Annotated in this window: 16 protein-coding genes and 1 pseudogene; 9 read left to right on the top strand and 8 right to left on the bottom strand. The window is 60.8% G+C overall.

Annotated features, from left to right (window positions below; genetic code table 11):
• Positions 1 to 10: 10 nt before the first annotated feature.
• Genes ACNA0J_RS23020 through ACNA0J_RS23005 form a run of 4 tightly spaced genes read right to left on the bottom strand, consistent with a single transcriptional unit; the run spans position 11 to position 3,370 of the window.
• Positions 11 to 811, bottom strand: a complete 801-nt coding sequence (locus ACNA0J_RS23020) for an SDR family NAD(P)-dependent oxidoreductase (protein ID WP_415821197.1) — start codon at positions 809 to 811, stop codon at positions 11 to 13.
• Positions 808 to 1,725, bottom strand: coding sequence for an NAD(P)-dependent oxidoreductase (locus ACNA0J_RS23015; RefSeq protein WP_415821196.1), 918 nt, complete (start codon positions 1,723 to 1,725; stop codon positions 808 to 810). Before ACNA0J_RS23015 ends, ACNA0J_RS23020 begins: the two co-directional genes overlap by 4 nt.
• Before the next feature lie 35 nt (positions 1,726 to 1,760).
• Complete coding sequence (locus ACNA0J_RS23010) at positions 1,761 to 2,552, bottom strand: SDR family oxidoreductase (protein ID WP_415821195.1); 792 nt, start codon at positions 2,550 to 2,552, stop codon at positions 1,761 to 1,763.
• Positions 2,549 to 3,370 carry an N-acyl homoserine lactonase family protein gene (locus tag ACNA0J_RS23005; protein WP_415821194.1) on the bottom strand — a complete coding sequence of 274 codons (822 nt, stop codon included), beginning with the start codon at positions 3,368 to 3,370 and terminating at the stop codon, positions 2,549 to 2,551. Before ACNA0J_RS23005 ends, ACNA0J_RS23010 begins: the two co-directional genes overlap by 4 nt.
• 126 nt (positions 3,371 to 3,496) lie before the next feature.
• Here ACNA0J_RS23005 and pcaC point away from each other — a divergent pair, with 126 nt between their 5' ends.
• On the top strand, positions 3,497 to 3,907 hold the full coding sequence (pcaC, locus tag ACNA0J_RS23000) for a 4-carboxymuconolactone decarboxylase (protein ID WP_415821193.1): 411 nt from the start codon (positions 3,497 to 3,499) through the stop codon (positions 3,905 to 3,907).
• 80 nt (positions 3,908 to 3,987) lie between these two features.
• Complete coding sequence (gene yihU, locus ACNA0J_RS22995) at positions 3,988 to 4,941, top strand: sulfolactaldehyde 3-reductase (RefSeq protein ID WP_415821192.1); 954 nt, start codon at positions 3,988 to 3,990, stop codon at positions 4,939 to 4,941.
• A gap of 73 nt (positions 4,942 to 5,014) precedes the next feature.
• Here yihU and ACNA0J_RS29705 read toward each other — a convergent pair.
• From ACNA0J_RS29705 to ACNA0J_RS22985, 3 genes and pseudogenes are all read right to left on the bottom strand, one after another.
• Positions 5,015 to 5,098, bottom strand: a pseudogene (locus ACNA0J_RS29705) (hypothetical protein); the annotation flags it as partial.
• Between the two features lie 3 nt (positions 5,099 to 5,101).
• On the bottom strand, positions 5,102 to 5,722 hold a 621-nt coding region (locus ACNA0J_RS22990), incomplete at its 3' end, for a GntR family transcriptional regulator (protein ID WP_415821191.1).
• Positions 5,723 to 5,788: 66 nt separating this feature from the next.
• Positions 5,789 to 6,826, bottom strand: coding sequence for a TRAP transporter substrate-binding protein (locus ACNA0J_RS22985; RefSeq protein ID WP_415821190.1), 1,038 nt, complete (start codon positions 6,824 to 6,826; stop codon positions 5,789 to 5,791).
• A gap of 152 nt (positions 6,827 to 6,978) precedes the next feature.
• On the opposite strand from ACNA0J_RS22985, the gene ACNA0J_RS22980 reads away from it, so the two are divergent.
• The 3 genes from ACNA0J_RS22980 to ACNA0J_RS22970 are packed head-to-tail and all read left to right on the top strand — an operon-like array spanning position 6,979 to position 11,417.
• Positions 6,979 to 9,075, top strand: a complete 2,097-nt coding sequence (locus ACNA0J_RS22980) for a TRAP transporter large permease subunit (RefSeq protein ID WP_415821189.1) — start codon at positions 6,979 to 6,981, stop codon at positions 9,073 to 9,075.
• A 1-nt stretch (position 9,076) separates the two neighbouring features.
• Positions 9,077 to 10,453 carry an MmgE/PrpD family protein gene (locus ACNA0J_RS22975; protein WP_415821188.1) on the top strand — a complete coding sequence of 459 codons (1,377 nt, stop codon included), beginning with the start codon at positions 9,077 to 9,079 and terminating at the stop codon, positions 10,451 to 10,453.
• A gap of 10 nt (positions 10,454 to 10,463) precedes the next feature.
• On the top strand, positions 10,464 to 11,417 hold the full coding sequence (locus tag ACNA0J_RS22970) for a tripartite tricarboxylate transporter substrate binding protein (protein WP_415821187.1): 954 nt from the start codon (positions 10,464 to 10,466) through the stop codon (positions 11,415 to 11,417).
• Positions 11,418 to 11,427: 10 nt separating this feature from the next.
• Here ACNA0J_RS22970 and ACNA0J_RS22965 read toward each other — a convergent pair whose 3' ends face one another.
• The gene (locus tag ACNA0J_RS22965; protein ID WP_415821186.1) at positions 11,428 to 12,372 is read right to left on the bottom strand and encodes a LysR family transcriptional regulator; all 945 of its coding nucleotides are present in this window, start codon (positions 12,370 to 12,372) and stop codon (positions 11,428 to 11,430) included.
• Between the two features lie 279 nt (positions 12,373 to 12,651).
• On the opposite strand from ACNA0J_RS22965, the gene ACNA0J_RS22960 reads away from it, so the two are divergent.
• From ACNA0J_RS22960 to ACNA0J_RS22945, 4 genes are all read left to right on the top strand, one after another.
• Complete coding sequence (locus ACNA0J_RS22960; RefSeq protein WP_415821185.1) at positions 12,652 to 13,341, top strand: hydrolase; 690 nt, start codon at positions 12,652 to 12,654, stop codon at positions 13,339 to 13,341.
• Between the two features lie 231 nt (positions 13,342 to 13,572).
• Entirely contained in the window at positions 13,573 to 15,477 is a 1,905-nt protein-coding gene (locus ACNA0J_RS22955) for an amidohydrolase (RefSeq protein WP_415821210.1), read from the top strand.
• Between the two features lie 20 nt (positions 15,478 to 15,497).
• Complete coding sequence (locus ACNA0J_RS22950) at positions 15,498 to 15,941, top strand: DoxX family protein (protein WP_415821184.1); 444 nt, start codon at positions 15,498 to 15,500, stop codon at positions 15,939 to 15,941.
• Positions 15,938 to 17,545, top strand: a complete 1,608-nt coding sequence (locus tag ACNA0J_RS22945; RefSeq protein WP_415821183.1) for an MFS transporter — start codon at positions 15,938 to 15,940, stop codon at positions 17,543 to 17,545. Before ACNA0J_RS22950 ends, ACNA0J_RS22945 begins: the two co-directional genes overlap by 4 nt.
• Positions 17,546 to 17,629: the final 84 nt, after the last annotated feature.

The raw sequence follows: 17,629 nt of genomic DNA, 5'->3' as shown, positions 1-17,629 counted from the left end.
ATGTGATGGCTTATGGCCTGCTGGTAGCAGGAACGCCGCCAGCATAGGTGCGATAGCTGACACCGCTGTTCCAGCCGGCATCCACTGGCAAGAGCACGCCGGTGATCAGGCTGGCCTGTTCCGAGCACAGAAACGCGACGGCGTTGGCGACGTCGTCTGGCACGGGTAATGCCGCTAATGCATGCACGGACATCATCTGTGCCAGGTCGCGCTGGCCGCCGTCTATTCTGGCCTGCAGGGCAGGTGTCATGACATAGGTGGGGGCAACGCTATTGACGCGTACGCCGTGCGGCCCGAGCTCTTGTGCCAGGATTTGCGTCAGGCGGGCGATCGCTGCCTTGCCTGGGTTGTAGGCGGGCAGGGGCAATGGATGCAGGCTGTTGATGGAGCCGATGGTCACGATGTTGCCATGTCCCTGCGCACGCATGCGTACGCCGAAACTGCGGCATGCGTGTACGGTGCCGTGGTAGTTCACGCGCCACATGCGGTCGTGCGCCGACAGATCCATGTCCAGCACGGATTCAGTGTTGGGGATCAACGCGGCGGAGGTAACCAGTACTGTCGGTTCACCCAGGTCCGCGCTGATGGTATCGGCGCAGGACTGCACCACACCGGCGTCGGCGACGTCGCAGGGATAAAAGCGGGAGCGGGCGCCCTGGCCGCGCAGTTCGGCGGCGAGTGTTTCGCCAGTCTCGTGCGTGACGTCCAGGATGGCTACCGCGAGCCCCTGGGCGGCAAAGCGTCGTGCGCATGCGGCGCCGATACCGCTGGCGCCTCCCGTGATGACGGCAACGCCGGTCGCTGTGCTCATGCCTGGCCCGTCGCCGCTTTGCCGCGGACTTGTACGCCTGCGCTGTCTTCGACGTAGCGAATGATTTCGGTCAGGTCTGCGTCGCTGCCCAGTTTGTCGCGTGCGTCGTTGAGCAGTTTGCGCGCCGCGTCGCCGACTCGCAGGGGTACGCCGAGTTGCTCGCTTTCTTCGAGGCAGAGGCGTACGTCTTTGGTGGACAGGCCTATTGCAAAACCGAAGTCAAAGCTGCGCGTCAGCACAAATCGTGGGATTTTGTCCTCAGAAGCGTTGGTGCGGCCCGAACCAGAGTTGATGATTTGCACCATGACGTCTGGATCCAGACCGGCCTTGACGCCCATCACCATCAGTTCGGAGGTGATGCTCAGCGCGGTCACGGAGATGAGGTTGTTGATGACCTTCATGGTCTGGGCCATGCCAGGTTTTTCACCAACGTAAACGGGCTTGCCCAGCACGTTGAAGACGTCCTGCAACTGCTCGAAACGCTCGTGCGGACCGGAGATCATGAGCGCCAGGGTGCCGCGTGTGGCGCCTGTGACGCCGCCGCTGACAGGGCAGTCGATGCTCTGGATATTGGCTGCGGCCAGGCCATCGGCCAGGGTACGTGCAGCCGCCGATCCGCTGGTGGATAGATCGATCACGGTACGTACGGCTTTGCCGCGCGCCAGGCCCTGTTCGCCCAATGCCACGACAATGACGATATCGGGGGTGGGCAGCGATACCAATACGGTGGTGGCGCTATCGGCCACGGCTTTGGGAGACTCCGCGATGATCGCGCCTTTGTCTTTCAGGGCCTGCAAGGCTTCGGGCTGGGTGTCGTAGATGGTCAGGGTGTAGCCGGCATTCAGCAGCCGTTCTGCCATCGGGGTGCCCATGCGGCCGATGCCGACAAAGCCTAGATGTTTTTCCGTCGTCATGATGTCTGTCACTCGTACAAAAGGGGGGAAAGGGTTCAGGCGGCTGTCCAGCCGCCATCGATGGGTAACGTCGCGCCGGTGATATCGCTGCCGGTATCAGCGCAGAGAAAACAAATCAGGGCAGCCACGTTTTCCAGGGCCACAAAACGGCCGGTGGGCTGGCGTGCGGCGAGATAGTCGCGCTCGGCGTCCTCGACGCTTTGGCCGGACTGTTTGGCGATGGCGGCGATCTTGCTGACGATGGCTGGAGTGGGGGCGGTGCCGGGCGCGACGGCGTTGCAGGTGATGCCGCTGCCGGCCGTCTCGATGGCCAGGGCGCGGGTCATGCCCAGCAGTGCCGTCTTGGTGGTGATGTAGCCGACACGATTGGGCGCCGCGCCGCTGCCATAGACCGAGGATAGATTGATGATGCGGCCCCACTGCTGGGCGAGCATGCCGGGCAGGGTGAGGCGTGCCAGGTGAAAGGGGGCAGAGAGATTGACGGCCAACCCTTCGTCCCAGTGGTCACGAGGCAGTTGATGGGCCGGCTCGAAATGCCGGATCACGGCGTTGTTGACCAGGATGTCGATGCGGGGAAATCGTGCCAATGCCTGGGCTGCCATGGCCTCGATCTGGTCTACGTCGCGCAGGTCGGCTTGCAAGAGCTCGACGTGGGCGCCATGGCGGTCTGCGATGGTGTCGCGGGCCTGGCGCGCTTGGTCGTTGGCTGCGAGGCTATGCATCACGACGGATGCGCCGGCGGCTGCCAATTGATCGGCAATGGCGTATCCCAGGCCGGCCTCTGCGCCTGTCACGAGTGCGTGGCGGCCCTTCAGCGGCAGGCTCATGCGGCGTCCCCGGCAGCCTTGGCCGGCATGACGTCGAGCTGTGCGATCTGGCCTGCCAGCTCAGGCGAGGGCGCGGGGTAGCGCTGCATGACCTGCGGATCGTGTCCGGGAATGATGTGGTCTTCGGAATCCGCGAGGCTGCGCACGATGCGATAGCCCTCGAGCATGTCGCCTACGTTAAAGACGATGGGAAAGGGGGCGTTGTTGCCGATGTTTCCGTATAGGTGGGTGGCATCCGAGGCCAGCACGACCCATCCGCGCTTGGTCCACACGCGCACGATCTGCAGGCCGGCAGTGTGTCCGCCTACCAGGTGCACGGATAAACCAGGGGCGAGTTCGCTGCTGCCTTGGTGAAAGGTCACACGGCCTGCATAGAGCCGCCGCACGTACTCGACGATGTCCTCGACGTAGTAGGGGTGGCGCAGTGCGCCATGGCACATGCAGCGCCCGGTGGCATAGGTGGGCTCTGCGTCTTGGACGTGAAAGGTCGCGTTGGGGAAGTCGGTCAGTGTCCCCGCGTGGTCGTAGTGCAGATGGGTGAGGATGATGTTGCGGACTTGATCGGCATTTATGCCGAGCAGCTTTAGCCCTTGGGCCGGACGCATGAAGAGTTCGCGTCCACGTTGCTGTGCGGCTGTTTCGCCAAAGCCGGTGTCGACCAGGTAGATCTCGTCGTCACGGCGCAGCACCCAGACGTAATAGTCCAGATCGGACTCTGCATCGTGAAAATCCACGGGGCCTAGATAGTTGTCGGCTGAAGTCCGGCCGGAATGGTGCGCGTAGCGAATCGCGTACACGCTGAAAGGGGCGTAATCCATGGTCTGTCTCCTCCTGATCGAGGTGTTGGTCTTGTTCAAATACAATAGGATTGTATTATAGTAATACATCGTGCGGTGGCAAGAGGATGGTCCGGCGCCGCATTTAATCCCTGGAGAAAAAATATCATGGCATTGAGGCCCGAATTCCAATCCGAGCAGTTCCAAAAGGGGCTGGAGGTGCGTCGAGCTGTTGTGGGTGACGCCTATGTCGAAAAGTCGCTGAATGGGGCTGACGACATGAGCGCCCCGCTGCAGAAGCTGGTGACGGAGTACTGCTGGGGGGATGTGTGGACCCGGCCCGGGCTGGAGCGCAAGACCCGTAGTTTTCTCAATCTGGCGATGCTGATCGCATTGAATCGGCCGAACGAGTTGCGGCTGCATATGCGTGGCGCGGTCAATAACGGCGTGACGAAGGAAGAGATCGTCGAGGTGATTCTGCAGGCCGCTATTTATTGCGGTGTGCCGGCTTCGTTGGACGCGATGAAGGCGGCGCGTGAGGTGATCGCCGAGATGGAAAAGGAAGGCGCATTACGGTGAAGCATAGTCGCTGATGCAGATTGCCAGATGCGTGCCGATGGCGACGGACTATCGGCATGCCATAACGAGGAGACGTGGATATGAAGAATGAATCGATTGCGTTTATCGGTCTAGGGGCGATGGGCCTGCCGATGGCGCGTAATCTCGTCAAGAACGGGTTTGCGGTGACGGGATATGACTTGAATCCGCAGGCGCTGGATGCGCTGGTGCAGGCGGGCGGCAAGCGCGCGGCGAGTGCGAGGGAGGCTGCGGCCGGTGCAGGGTTGGTGATCACGATGTTGCCGACGGCGGCTCACATTCGTGCCGCGCTGGAGGGCCCCGATGGCGCGTTGCAATCGCTCTCGGAGGCGTCGTTGCTGATCAATATGTCGACCATCTTGCCGCATGAGACGGATGGCATTGCTGCGCTGTTGGCGGCGCGTGGCCTGAGGATGCTGGATTCCCCGGTGGGACGCTCTGCGATGGAAGCAGAGCGAGGGACTCTGCTGATTCTGGCCAGTGGCGCAGCCAACGACAAAGCCCGGGCAGAGGAGGCATTACTCTGCATGGGCAATCAGATCATTGATTGCGGCGAGGTAGGGGGCGGCTCCCGAGTGAAGGTGATCAACAATTTCATGGGGATCTCACTCAATGCCTTGACGGCGGAGGCGTTGACGCTGGCCGAAGCCTGCGGGCTGAGCGTGGAGCTGGCGTTGCAAGTGATGCGCGGGACCATCGCGGGCCAGGGCCACATGAATATCACGTATCCGAACAAGGTGTTGCGTGGCGATTTGTCGGCGGGTTTTCAGGTCGATCTCGCGCATAAAGACCTGGGCCTGGCCCTGGAGCTGGCGTCGCGCAGCCGTGCGTGTGTGCCGATGGGTAGTGCCGCGTATCAGTCGTATACCGCGGCGCGGGCGCAGGGCAGGGGCGCGCAGGATTACAGCGCTATTTATCCCTTGATGCGCAGCCTGGCTGGACTGCCTGAGGCCTTGCCGTATACCGTGGATACCCCGGTGAATGCCGATCCCTTTGGAAAGTCGGCGGCGTGCTGAGTGGCGCCGACGGTTTTTAGGGCGATCATCGTCCGTGGGCTCTGATCGTTATCGGCTCTGTTAATCCGCTTGGTTAGTCCGCGCTCTCGGACTGTAGCGATTCCTGCAGGATTTTGATCGCGACGTCGGCGGCATTGCGTACGTGACGTCGCGCCGCNGNGNGTGCGGCCTTGCCGTCACGCGCCTCTAGTGCCTGCAGCAGCTCGGTGAGCTCGGCGATGCTGTGCTTGGATCGTCCAGGAGCCTGGATCGAGGTCGAGCGCAGCAGCATGACGCGGGAGTTCAGCAGGTGCAGGCTGTTGGTCAATGCCTCGTTGCCCGCCCCATCCAGCAATTGCTGATAAAAGGCGTTTTTCGCGGCCAGCTGCTGCAGAGCGGTGCCACGGGGCAGGGTGCGTTTCATCGCCTCCAGCGCCTTGCGCAGTGCGGTGAGCTGCGCCTGCGTGGCGTGCTCGGCGAAAAGCTCACAGGCCAGGCCTTCGAGTTCTTCGCGTACTTGGTAGATGCCGCGCGCTTGTTCAGGCGAGAGCCGGGCGACGACGGGGCCGCGGTGGGGAATGACGAGGATCAGGCCTTCGGATTCCAGCTGGCGCAAGGCCTCGCGGACCAAGGTCCGGCTCACGCCGGTCATCTCGCACAGGTCGCGCTCGGGCAGTCGTTCACCGGGCCGGAACCGCCCGACCAGGATGGCGTTGCGAATGTTCTCTGTCACGCTGTGCCTCAGTACTGAAGCGACGCGTTGGACCTTGAAATCGTCTTGTGGCTCTACGTGGGCAGTCATGGGCGTAATGCAAAAGGTATCCAGGGTATGTCGAGCGCCCCGGATACCGTTGGGTGCGCCCGTCGATTATTGCGTTTTGCCTAATACCTTTCGTACACGATCAAGGTAGGCAGGGCCATCGAATCCAACTTGCTGGGCACGTTTGTTCCAAGCATCGTACGCGGATCCTATGTATTGCGGCTGCATTAGTTTAGCCCTTTCTTCATCCGGTGCGACCCAGAAGGTCACGCCGTTCTTTTCCATCGCCTGGCGTGCATTGGTGACAAACTGGTCGTATTGGGTAAAGGCGTCGTGTTGTACGCCGTCCATGGCGCTTTGGACCTGCTTCTGGACGTCGGGTGGCAGTTTTTCCCAGCTGTCGGGGTTGACGAGTATGGCCCAGCCGTTGATTGGGCCCAGGCTCCAGTTCTGGACGTTCTTGGCGATGCGCCAGAATTCCAGCGATCCGCCTACGCACATCGAGATGAACAGGCCGTCGATGACGCCACGCTCCAGCGCGGGGAAGATCTCGGTGGTGGGCATGGCGACCGGCTTACCGCCCAGTGCGTTGACGACTTCGGCGGTCTGGGGGTTGTGCACGCGCAGGCGTTTGCCCTTGAAGTCCTCGATTTTGTGGATGGGATCCTTGGAAAACAGCTGTTGTGTGCACCAGGTGCCCTCGGCGAGCACGATGGCATTCCATTTGTCTTTCCAGATCTTGCGGGTGTCTTCGCACCAGAAGGCGTCGCAGACCTGTTTGTACTCTTTGATGTCGTTGATGAGGCCCGGCAGGTTAAAGATGCCCATGCGCGGCTCGTCGGCCGCCAGGTAGGTGTGCAGGGCTGCGCTCATGTCCACGCGGCCTTCGCGCACGGCAGTCGCCATTTGGGCGGGCGGCACCAGTGAGTCGCTGACGGTGACTTTGACTTTGCCGTCGGTGGCTTTGGCGACGCGATCTGGCACTGACGCCGTGAGAATGGAATAGCCGTCGCCGGGCGAGGTGATGACGGCCATGGTCAGGTCATAGGTCTGTGCCTGCGCTGCGCCGGCCCATAGGGTGACACCGATGGCGGCCGAGAGCGCCAATGACCGTAGCCGCGAGGGCGGGCGAGTGGGGTAATGCATGTTGTGCTCCTCCTGGATGGTGCGCGGTGCGCTGTGTGAAATTATGATCATTCGATCATACAATATGCCTATAATATCGTCATAGCATTTCTCTGGCGTTAGCTCTCGATCAGGGAAAACACCATCGCGCGCACAGCGCCGAGGAGACAAGAATGAGCAGCATTGATATGCCGATGCAGGCGCCGGCAGAGGCCGCCATATCGCCAGGCGCATCGCCTTATCCATTGGGCGGCAGCGCAGACTTCAGCCTGATTCGGGGGATGGTTGGTATCACCCGGTGTTCCGGAGCGCTCGCGACGGCGGCGTTGCTGTTGATGGCGTTGTCGATGTGCTACGAGATTTTTTCGCGCTACGTCTTTAACTCGCCGACGTCGTGGGCTACGGAAATCTCGGGTTATCTGTTGGTGGCGACGGTGTTTTTCGGATTGGCCGCGGCGCAGTCGGCGAATGCGCATGTCCAGGTGGAACTGTGGATCGACCGGGTGTCGTCATCGACGCGGGTGCAACTGGAACTGTTGGGCCAATGGTTGGCGTTGCTGTTCAGTGTGGTGCTGGGATGGCAGATGGCCAGCTTTAATTTTCGCGAGTATGTGAACGACACGCGGGATTGGGGTTTGCTGTCGACGCCGCAATGGATACCGCAGTTGTCTGTGTCGCTGGGCATGCTGACTTTCTGCCTGTCGATTCTGGTCGATATCTATCGGTTGCGTCCGCCCGCAGAGCATTGGCGTCGTTGGTTGGCGCCCGTTGTGTTGGCCGTCATGGCGCTCGCGCTCGTGGCTTTGGGACCCAACTCTGTTTCTATTGCCGGCAGCCGGATCGACTGGGGAATGGCGGTGATCGCCGTGGCGTTCATCATCGCGATTGGGGCGTGGAGCGGCAAGGCTACGCTGGTGCAGTCGCTGATTCTCGTCGGCGGATGCGCTGCCTTGTATGCCTTGGCACGCGGACAGTCGTTGGGTTGGGTGGCCGCGCTGTTGGTCGCCAGCATGATGCTGTTGTTATTTCTTGGTGTGCGTATCGGTGTGGCGTTGGGGATGGTGGGGTTGCTGGGCGTGTACTTTCTATTGTCGCGTCCACAGCTTTCATTGCTGGCCGAGCGAGCCTGGAGCAGTACGAATACGTTTACGTTGACGGCTGTTCCCATGTTTATTTTCATGGGCGGGCTGTTGCTGCGTAGTGGGATTACGTCCGGCATGTTTGACGCATTGGTGCGCTGGTTCGGCCGTGCGCCGGGTGGCCTGGCGCATGCCTCCGCGGGGGCTTCGGCGATCTTTGCGGCGGTGTCGGGATCCAGTCTGGCTACGGCTGCGACGTTGGGGAAAGTCGCTTGCCCGGACATGATCGAGCGTGGCTACAGCCCGCGATTGACGTATGGCGTCGCGGCGGCGGGCGCTACGCTGGGCATTCTGATTCCACCTAGCATTCCGATGATCATCTATGGGACGACGGTGGGGGCTTCGGTGACTCATCTGTTTCTCGCGGGGATGATTCCGGGCCTGTTGCTGATGGGCGTCTTTATGCTGGGAGCCCTGGTATGGGCGCTGACGGTGCCGGGGTCGGCTCCGCCTGCACGTGCCTACACCATGCGCGAAAAGCTCTCGGCCTCGCGCGGCATGGTGCCGTTTGTCGTGATCATCGGTGCGGTGCTGGGCTCTATGTATGCGGGGATCGCCACGCCGACCGAGGCTGCCGCTATTGGCGCCGTCAGCGCGTTCGTGCTGTGCTTGTTGCGCGGCAAACTCACTTGGCGCGCGCTGATGGAGATCGCCTATGACTCGGCCAAGGTCACCGCCTTGTTGTTGCTGATCGTGGTGGGGGCGGGCATCTTCAGTTGGGTGTTCGACTATCTGAGGTTGCCGCGCGAAGTCGTCAACCTCATTCAGGGAGCGGATTTCTCGCCCGTCGTCGTGATGGGAGCGATGGTGTTGATTTATCTGGTCCTGGGCATGTTCGTAGAGTCGATCGCGATGATGCTGATGACGCTGCCGGTGACCTATCCGATCGCCATGGCTCTCGGGCTGGATCCCATCTGGTTCGGGGTTTTTCTGGTGTTGATGATCGAGGTGGGCCTGATTACACCGCCTGTCGGCATGGTGCTGTTCGTGTTGCGCAGCATGAATGATAAGGCCCGGTTTGGTGACATCCTGCGCGGCGCGCTGCCGTTTGTGGTGATTATCCTGCTCTTTTTGTGCCTGATTTACGCTTTCCCGCAGATCGTAATGTGGCTTCCTCAACAAGTGAAATGACATGAATCAAACTGCTGTTTCCGACGCAATTTCTCCGTCTATTCAACTGTCGCGTTTCGTCGCCGAGTCGCGGTGGGAGGATGTGCCGGCAGAGGTACGGCATGCCGCACGCCGGGCTATTTTGAATTTTTTCGCCGTGGCGATCTCTGCGGCACGTACGCCGTCGCTGGATATTGCGGTGCGCACGTATGCGCGGTTTTCGGCGGGACCGCAGGCGAGCCTGGCGGGCCGGCCGGATCGTGTGGATGTGTTGAGCGCTGCCGCATTGAACGCGATGGCGGCGAATGTGTTCGACTTTGACGATACGCATCATCCGACCATTATCCATCCCTCGTCGCCGATTGCGCCGGTCTTGTTCGCCCTGGCCGAGACCCGGCCCATGAGCGGGCAGGAATTGCTGCATGCCTTTGTGCTGGGTGTTGAGGTGGCCTGCCGTATCGGCAACGCGATCTCGCCGGAACACTATGCACGCGGCTGGCATATCACTTCGACGTGCGGGGTGTTTGGTGCAGGGCTGGCGGCGGCGAAGACGCTGGGCTTGGATGCGCGGCAGAACGTTCATGCGTTGGGTATCGCTGCCGTGCAGGCGGGTGGCCTGGTGGAGGCGCTGGGCACCGGCGCCAAGAGCGTCAGCGTGGGCAATGCCGCGCGAAATGGACTGCTGTCGGCCTTTCTGGCTGCAGATGGTTTTGATGGACCGGCGCTGCCGTTGGAAGGAGAGCGCGGGTTCTTGAGAGTCGTCGGCGACAGTCCGCGGCTGACTGCGATGACAGAACGGCTCGGGGATAGTTGGGAACTGTTGAATAACGCCTACAAGCCGTATCCCTGCGGCGTGGTGTTGAATCCGGTCATCGATGCCTGCCTGGAGCTGTCGTCGGATCCTCGTATTCAGGACGGGGGATGGGGCAGTATTTCCCGTATCGAGCTGACGGGGCATCCCTTGTTGCGCCAACGGACAGATCGTCCCGATATCAACAGCGGGCGTCAGTCTCAGGTGTGCGCGCAACACGCTGTGGCAGTGGCATTGGTACGCGGCCGCGCCGGACTTGCTGAGTTTTCTGATGAGGCAGTGGCGGATCCTGTTCTACGCACGCTCGGTGCACGGCTGGTGTTCACCGACGATGCGGCCATGTCAGTTGACGCGGTCAAGGTGCACGTCGAGTTCAACGACGGCGCAACGTTGCAGCGTGAAGTCACCGCGCCGCGCGGCTCGTTGGCCCGTCCGCTGGAGGACGACGCTATCGAACAGAAACTGCGTGACCTCGTGCGTTATGCCGGCGTGGACGTCGATGCCGGTCGTTTGATTGATTCGGTCTGGTCATTGGAGACAGCTGGCGATGCCGCGCTGCCTATGCGCCTGGCTGCTACTCGTAAATAGGAGACATTGCGTGAAAAAGAAAATCATCGGGGCCATGATGGCTGCATTGTTGATGGGCAGCGCCGCTCAAGCGGAATTTCCCGACAAGGCGATACGCATCGTTGTTCCGTTCGCGGCTGGTGGCGGTGTGGATACGCTGGCCCGGCCGTTCGCAAAGGAACTGGGTGAGATTCTCGGTCAGAGTATCGTGGTCGAAAACAAGGCCAGCAATACCGGCCAGATCGGTGCCATCGATGTTGCTCGATCGGCTGCTGATGGCTATACGTTGCTGTTGAGTTCGGCGGCTTTCGGTACGACACCCGCGTTTTATCCGCAGGTCCCGTATGATCCGATCAAGGATTTCAGTCCAGTGATGATCATGGCGGCTGCACCGCAGGTGCTGGTGGCCAGCAACAAGTTCAAGGCAGAGTCCCTGCAGGATGTGTTGGCTCAGGCCAAGCAGTCTGACAAGATCAATTTTGCCTTGTCCGCGAGCACAGGGATTCAGGCGTTGGCCACGGCAATGCTGGCCAAGCAGGGTGGTGTGGATTTCACGAAAATCCCGTACAAAGGGGCTGGCGCTGCCTTCGTCGACCTGATCAGCGGCGAGGTGGATCTGATGATCGATAATCCCGCGTCGTCATTGGTGCATGTGCGTTCGGGAAAGCTGCGGTTGTTGGCCACCACGGGCGCACAACGGATGAGCATTTTGCCGGATGTACCGACTGTGGCGGAAACCCTGCCGGGCTTTGAGGCCCGCAATTGGTTCGTGCTCGCGGCCCCGGCGGGAACGCCACCAGCTGTCATCGACAAGCTGAACGCAGCCTCGCGCACGGCGTTGAATACGCCGGCGATGAAAGAGCTATTGGCGCGTGACGGGGTAGACCTGGTCGCGAACAGCCCAACGCAGGCATCAGAGTTCCTGCAGGCGGAAGCCAAAAAGTGGGGCGACCTAGTCAAGGAGTCGAATCTGCAGGTGCAATAGGCGTGACGGTCTATTCACGATGCGGCAATTGGGTCTCGCCGTCCGGCCGGGCCCACGGCTGACTGGCGTAGCATTGCGCGAGATAGTCGATGAAAGCTTGCACGCGGGCAGGGCGCTTGCGTCCGGGCGGGGTCAGGATATGCAATGCAATGGGTTCGACCTCCCATTCGTCCATCACGGTTTCCAGCCGGCCTGCCTCGATATCCTGCCAGACCAGAAATTCCGGCTGTAGTGCCAGGCCGAGGCCGGCTGTCAGCGCGTGCGTCAGGGCTTCGGCGTTGTTGACGCGCAAGGGTATGTGCATGGTTTGGCTGAATTCGCCGTCGCGCTCATGCCGAAATCGCCAGCTTGGTCCTCTGGGGGAATAGGCATACTGCAAGGCACGGTGCTCGACGAGTTCGCTCGGGTGCTGTGGCCGGCCATGACGCTCGAAATAGCCGGGCGAGCCCACCAGCAGGATGCGTACGTTGCATAGACGTTTGGCCAATAGGCTGGAATCAGACGGATTGGAAATGCGCACGGCGACATCGAATCGGTTCGCAACGAGGTCCTTTTGTTCGTCGCTGAATTCGATGTCCAGACTCACATCGGGGTGGGCTTGCATGAATGGAGGCAGGATCGGCGCCAGATGCGAGAGCCCGAAGGACATCGGGGCGGTAACGCGCACGAGACCGCGCAGGGCGGTGGCCTGTTCGGCGAGGTCTGCCTCGACGGCTTCGCCTTCCTCGAGAATGCGGGTGGCGCGCTCCAGCGCGGCCAGCCCGCTTTCGGTCAAGGTCACGCGGCGAGAGGTGCGGTGAAACAGCATGGTTTTCATGCGTGCTTCTAGGCGCGTGATGGCTTTGGACACCGTGGCCTGCGACAAGGCGAATTCGCTGGCGGCGCGGGCAAAGGATCCTGTTTCGGCGACCTTGGCAAAGATGGCCCAGGCTTCGAGGTCTGGCAGTCTATTCATGTGACAGGCGAATGAGTATGTTGTGCTTGATTCTACTGACCACATGGAGGTGGGGGCAATGCGTCGCAGCCCGTTTGCCCGGCTGACAGGTATCTACTGATTGCTCAGCAAAGAGGCTGTTCCAGACGCGTGTGAGGAACGTGGCCTCGGTGTAGTGACTCGTCCATATCAATTTTGGAAAGGATGCTTTTCCAGTTTGCCCCTTCTGATGACATCGTTGGAGTCCTACACTGCTGCGCTGCGGCACTTTATTCGATCATCAATGAAGGGAGCAATGCGATGTCCAAGTATCTCGAAGTCCTGACCCCCCAGAATAGCCAGATCATTTTCATCGACCAGCAGCCGCAGATGGCCTTCGGTGTCCAGTCGATCGATCGCCAGGTGCTAAAGAACAATGTAGTCGGCTTGGCTAAAGCTGCGAAAGTATTCGATATCCCCGCTACCATCACCACGGTCGAAACGGAAAGCTTCTCCGGCTTTACGTATCCGGAGCTGTTGGCCGTTTTCCCGGATCACTCGATTCTCGAGCGCACGTCGATGAACTCGTGGGATGATCAGAATGTGCGTGATGCGCTGGCCGCGCATGCTGCGCAAGGCCGCAAGAAAATCGTGGTTTCTGGCTTGTGGACCGAGGTCTGCAATACGACTTTCGCATTGTCATGCCTGCATGACACGGATTATGAGATTTACATGGTGACCGATGCGTCGGGAGGCACCTCGGCCGATGCGCATAAGTACGCGATAGACCGCATGGTACAGGCCGGTATTGTGCCGGTGACGTGGCAACAGGTGTTGCTGGAATGGCAGCGTGACTGGGCCCGCCGTGATACGTACGACGCGGTGATGGAAATTGTCAAAGAGCATTCCGGCGCTTATGGTATGGGTGTGGACTACGCCTACACGATGGTGCACAAGGCTTCCGAACGTGTGAAGCACGGCGAGCGCATTGGTCCGAATCCGGCCAAATAACTCGACGCCGGCCGAGAGTAGCCCCAGGCCTGTGCGTCTGGGGCGCCGCTTATGCCTGCCGTCGCTCATCGGCGGCCTCAAGAAAAGCTCCACAACGAGGAGAAAAGCGTGACAATGACAACTCGTCGAAAGATTCTCGGCGCGGCCACCACGCTGGCTGCCACGGCAGCGTTCAATGGCGCATTGGGCCGCAATGCAGCGGCCGAGGCACTCCGGAAAGGAACGTCAACCGTGTCCGATGCTAGTCCCGACATCATTTTCCATAACGGCCAGATCACGACGCTGGATCGTGCCAAGCCGGTGGTCAACGCCGTCGCGATCAAGTCCGGCCGTTTTGTCGCCGTGGGCACCAACGAAGAGGTCACACGGCTGGCGGGATCGAATACCCGCCTGGTGGACTTGAAGCGCCGGCATGTACTGCCCGGGCTGTTCGACAACCACACGCATGTGGTGCGTGGCGGTTTGAACTACAACATGGAGCTGCGCTGGGATGGCGTACGTTCGCTGGCCGACGCGCTGGAAATGCTAAAACGCCAGGTCGCCATCACGCCCGCACCGCAATGGGTGCGTGTGGTGGGCGGGTTTACCGAGCAGCAATTCGTCGAGAAACGCCTGCCGACGATCGAGGAGATCAACGCGATCGCGCCCGATACGCCGGTCTTTCTGTTGCATTTGTATGACCGTGCGCTGCTCAACGCAGCGGCGTTGCGTGCGGTGGGCTACACCAAAGATACGCCGGATCCGTTGGGCGGGCAGATCGTGCGCGATGCCAATGGGAACCCCACGGGTTTGCTGCTGGCAAAACCCAACGCCACGATTCTCTATTCCACCCTGGCCAAAGGCCCGAAACTGCCGCTGGACTATCAGATCAATTCGACGCGCCATTTCATGCGCGAACTGAATCGCCTGGGCGTCACGGGGGTGATCGATGCGGGGGGCGGTTTCCAGAACTATCCCGAGGACTACGAGGTCATCCAGAAACTGGCCGATGCCAACCAGATCACGGTGCGGCTGGCCTATAACCTGTTTACGCAAAAGCCCAAGCAGGAAAAGGAAGATTTTCTGAACTGGACCAAGTCCGTCAAGTACAAGCAAGGCGATGACTATTTCCGTCACAATGGGGCGGGGGAAATGCTGGTGTATTCGGCCGCGGATTTCGAGGATTTCCGTGTCGAGCGCCCGGATATGCCGCCGCAGATGGAAAGCGAACTCGAAGAAGTCGTACGCGTATTGGTGCAGAACAAGTGGCCATGGCGTTTGCACGCGACGTATGATGAAACGATTTCACGTGCGCTGGACGTGTTTGAAAAGGTCAACCGGGATACGCCGCTGGAGGGAATCAACTGGTTCTTTGACCATGCGGAGACGATTTCCGACAAGTCCATCGATCGTATTGCGGCGCTGGGCGGTGGTATTGCCGTGCAGCATCGTATGGCCTACCAGGGTGAGTATTTCATCGAACGCTATGGCGCAAAGGCCGCCGAAGCCTCGCCGCCGGTCAAGCGTATTCTGGAAAAGGGCGTCAAGGTGTCGGCTGGCACTGACGCTACGCGGGTCGCTTCCTACAACCCCTGGGTGTCGCTGTCGTGGATGATCACGGGCAAGACCTTGGGCGGTACGCAGATGTATCCGCAACGCAATTTGCTCGATCGTGAGACGGCATTGCGCATGTGGACAGAGAATGTTGCGTGGTTTTCCAACGAGGAAGGCAAGCGTGGCCGGATTTCTGTCGGTCAGCTGGCGGACTTTATGGTGCCGAGCAAGGATTTTTTCAGCGTGTCGGAAGACGAGATCTCGTTTTTGACGTCGCACCTGACGGTCGTGGGCGGACGGGTGGTTTATGGCGAGGGCGAGTTTGCCCAGCACGACGATAATCCGCTGCCGCCGGCGATGCCCGACTGGTCGCCCATGCGCTTGTTTGGCGGCTATGCGGCCTGGGGAGATCCGGAGGGTGCAGGCAAAAATTCGCTGTCGTCCTCGTCGTATCGGCGTTATCAGGCGGTGGCTGGTTGCGGTTGCGCCAGTGCGTGCGGGATGCATGGGCATGACCATGCAAATGCCTGGGCATCGAACGCGCCTGTGTCGGATTTGAAAGGCTTTTTCGGCGCGCTGGGTTGTTCGTGCTGGGCCGTCTGATCGTCGATATGAGAGCACCCATGCCTACGCCTGATGTTGTGACGGGTCACGGTGTGACTGCCGCGGTGCGGCCGGTGTTTGCGAGCCGCGCCGCGCGTTTTCTTGCTTATCTGGCCTTGTGTTCGGCCTATCTGCAAGGCGGGCTCGTGAAGCTCACCGATTTTTCCGGTGCTATCGCCGAGATGAACCATTTTGGCCTATCGCCGGCTCCGCTGTTCGCGGGGGCGGTGATTGTGCTTGAATTGGGGGCTTCCATGATGATTCTCACGGGCCGGTTACGGTGGCTGGGAGCGCTCGCCCTGGCAGGGTTTACCTTGCTGGCGACCGGTATGGCCCTGCGGTTTTGGGAGTTGCCGGCCGGACCAGCGCGTTTCATGGCCGCTAATTCGTTTTTTGAACATCTGGGTTTGGTCGGCGGCTTTTTGCTGGTGGCCTGGCTGGATTTGAGGGAGCGGCGGGCATGACGCATACAGACGAACCCCCATCAGGCAGTTTTGCGCCGCTACGGCAGACGCTGTTTGCGGTGTTGTGGGTGGCAACGGTCATTGGCAACACCGGCAGTTTCGTGCGCGATGTCGCCAGCGCGTGGCTGATGACTGACCTGTCTTCATCGCCCACTGCGGTGGCGATGGTGCAGGCTGCGGCGACGTTGCCTGTGTTCTTGCTGGCGATTCCTGCGGGTGTGTTGGCCGACGTGCTGGATCGACGCAAGTTTCTGGTTGGTATTCAGTTCCTGTTGGCAGGCGTCAGTGTCACGCTGATGCTACTGTCGGCTGCGGGTCTGCAATCGGTGGCATCGCTGGTGGCCTTGACGTTTTTGGGCGGTATCGGCGCGGCGCTGATGGGGCCGACCTGGCAGGCCATTGTTCCTGAGCTGGTTCAAAAGAAAGATCTCAAAAGCGCGGTGGCGCTCAATTCGCTGGGCATCAATATCGCGCGTGCCGTGGGCCCCGCGTTGGGCGGTTTGATTCTGGCCAGTTTCGGCGCAGCCTTCACGTATGGCGTGGATGTCATCAGCTATGTGTTTGTGGTTGCCGCGCTGTTGTGGTGGCCGCGGCCGCAGGCGGCGGACGATGAGCTGTCCGAGCGCTTCGTCGGCGCTTTTCGTGCCGGACTGCGCTACGTTCGCGCCAGCCGCGAGTTGCATGTGGTGTTGCTTCGGGCGTTTTTGTTTTTCGCGCTCGCCAGCTCGATCTGGGCTTTACTGCCTTTGGTCGCACGCCAGTTGTTGGGCGGCGGCGCGGGTTTTTATGGCATTTTGCTCGGGGCGGTCGGCTTGGGCGCGATTGGCGGTGCAGTCGTCATGCCGAGCTTGCGTGCGCGCCTGGATGCGGATGGATTGCTGCTGGTGGCGGCGTTGGTCACAGCGGCGGTGATGACGTTCCTGTCTTTCGCGCCGCCACAATGGGCTGCGGTGACTGCGTTGCTGGTGCTGGGAATGGCTTGGATCACCGCGTTGACGACGCTCAATGGGGTGGCTCAGGCAATCTTGCCTAATTGGGTGCGTGGACGGTCGTTGGCGGTGTATCTGACCGTGTTCAACGGTGCGATGACGGTGGGTAGCCTGAGCTGGGGCGCGGTCGCGCAATGGACCTCGGTACCGGTAGCGCTGTTGGCCGGCGCGGCAGGACTCGTGTTGGTTGGCCTAATCGCGCACCGTATCAAGCTGCCTGCCGGTGAGGCTGACTTGGTGCCGTCGAATCATTGGCCCGAGCCGCTGACCGCGGCACCCATTGAACATGATCGCGGGCCGGTGCTGATCCAGATCGAGTACCGCATTGCTGCGGCCGATCGTGCTGACTTTCTCAAGGCGCTGGCGCGGCTCTCGGCAGAACGCCGGCGCGATGGCGCCTATGCATGGGGCGTGGCAGAAGACTCCGCCAATCCCGAACTGATGCTCGAATGGTTCCACGTCGAGTCGTGGGCCGAGCATCTGCGCCAGCACAAGCGGGTGTCCAAGGCGGACGCCGACGTTCAAGGGGAGGTCCTGCGTTTCCATCAAGGAGACCAGCCGCCTGTCGTGCGCCATTTCCTGGCGTTTAATCGTCCGCATCAAGGGCGGGCGTAGGCCGGGGCGGCGAGCGTCAAAACTCGGATATACGTCATTGACGTATATAATCGAGCATTCCATGTATCGAAAGCGCAGTGTTGC

Origin of the sequence: Bordetella tumbae, from assembly GCF_965139195.1 — a bacterium.
Classification (GTDB): Bacteria; Pseudomonadota; Gammaproteobacteria; order Burkholderiales; family Burkholderiaceae_B; genus Bordetella_A; species Bordetella_A tumbae.
The sequence above is the reverse complement of the archived record's forward strand: the minus strand, read 5'-3'. Positions and strand labels throughout refer to the sequence as shown.

Coding starts and splice junctions, on each gene's coding strand:
- ACNA0J_RS22965 (WP_415821186.1), bottom strand. CDS start 12,372: ATGAATAGACTGCCAGACCTCGAAGCCTGGGCCATCTTTGCCAAGGTC.
- yihU (WP_415821192.1), top strand. CDS start 3,988: ATGAAGAATGAATCGATTGCGTTTATCGGTCTAGGGGCGATGGGCCTG.
- ACNA0J_RS23020 (WP_415821197.1), bottom strand. CDS start 811: ATGAGCACAGCGACCGGCGTTGCCGTCATCACGGGAGGCGCCAGCGGT.
- pcaC (WP_415821193.1), top strand. CDS start 3,497: ATGGCATTGAGGCCCGAATTCCAATCCGAGCAGTTCCAAAAGGGGCTG.
- ACNA0J_RS22985 (WP_415821190.1), bottom strand. CDS start 6,826: ATGCATTACCCCACTCGCCCGCCCTCGCGGCTACGGTCATTGGCGCTC.
- ACNA0J_RS22945 (WP_415821183.1), top strand. CDS start 15,938: ATGACGCATACAGACGAACCCCCATCAGGCAGTTTTGCGCCGCTACGG.
- ACNA0J_RS22975 (WP_415821188.1), top strand. CDS start 9,077: ATGAATCAAACTGCTGTTTCCGACGCAATTTCTCCGTCTATTCAACTG.
- ACNA0J_RS22980 (WP_415821189.1), top strand. CDS start 6,979: ATGAGCAGCATTGATATGCCGATGCAGGCGCCGGCAGAGGCCGCCATA.
- ACNA0J_RS23005 (WP_415821194.1), bottom strand. CDS start 3,370: ATGGATTACGCCCCTTTCAGCGTGTACGCGATTCGCTACGCGCACCAT.
- ACNA0J_RS23010 (WP_415821195.1), bottom strand. CDS start 2,552: ATGAGCCTGCCGCTGAAGGGCCGCCACGCACTCGTGACAGGCGCAGAG.
- ACNA0J_RS23015 (WP_415821196.1), bottom strand. CDS start 1,725: ATGACGACGGAAAAACATCTAGGCTTTGTCGGCATCGGCCGCATGGGC.
- ACNA0J_RS22950 (WP_415821184.1), top strand. CDS start 15,498: ATGCCTACGCCTGATGTTGTGACGGGTCACGGTGTGACTGCCGCGGTG.
- ACNA0J_RS22960 (WP_415821185.1), top strand. CDS start 12,652: ATGTCCAAGTATCTCGAAGTCCTGACCCCCCAGAATAGCCAGATCATT.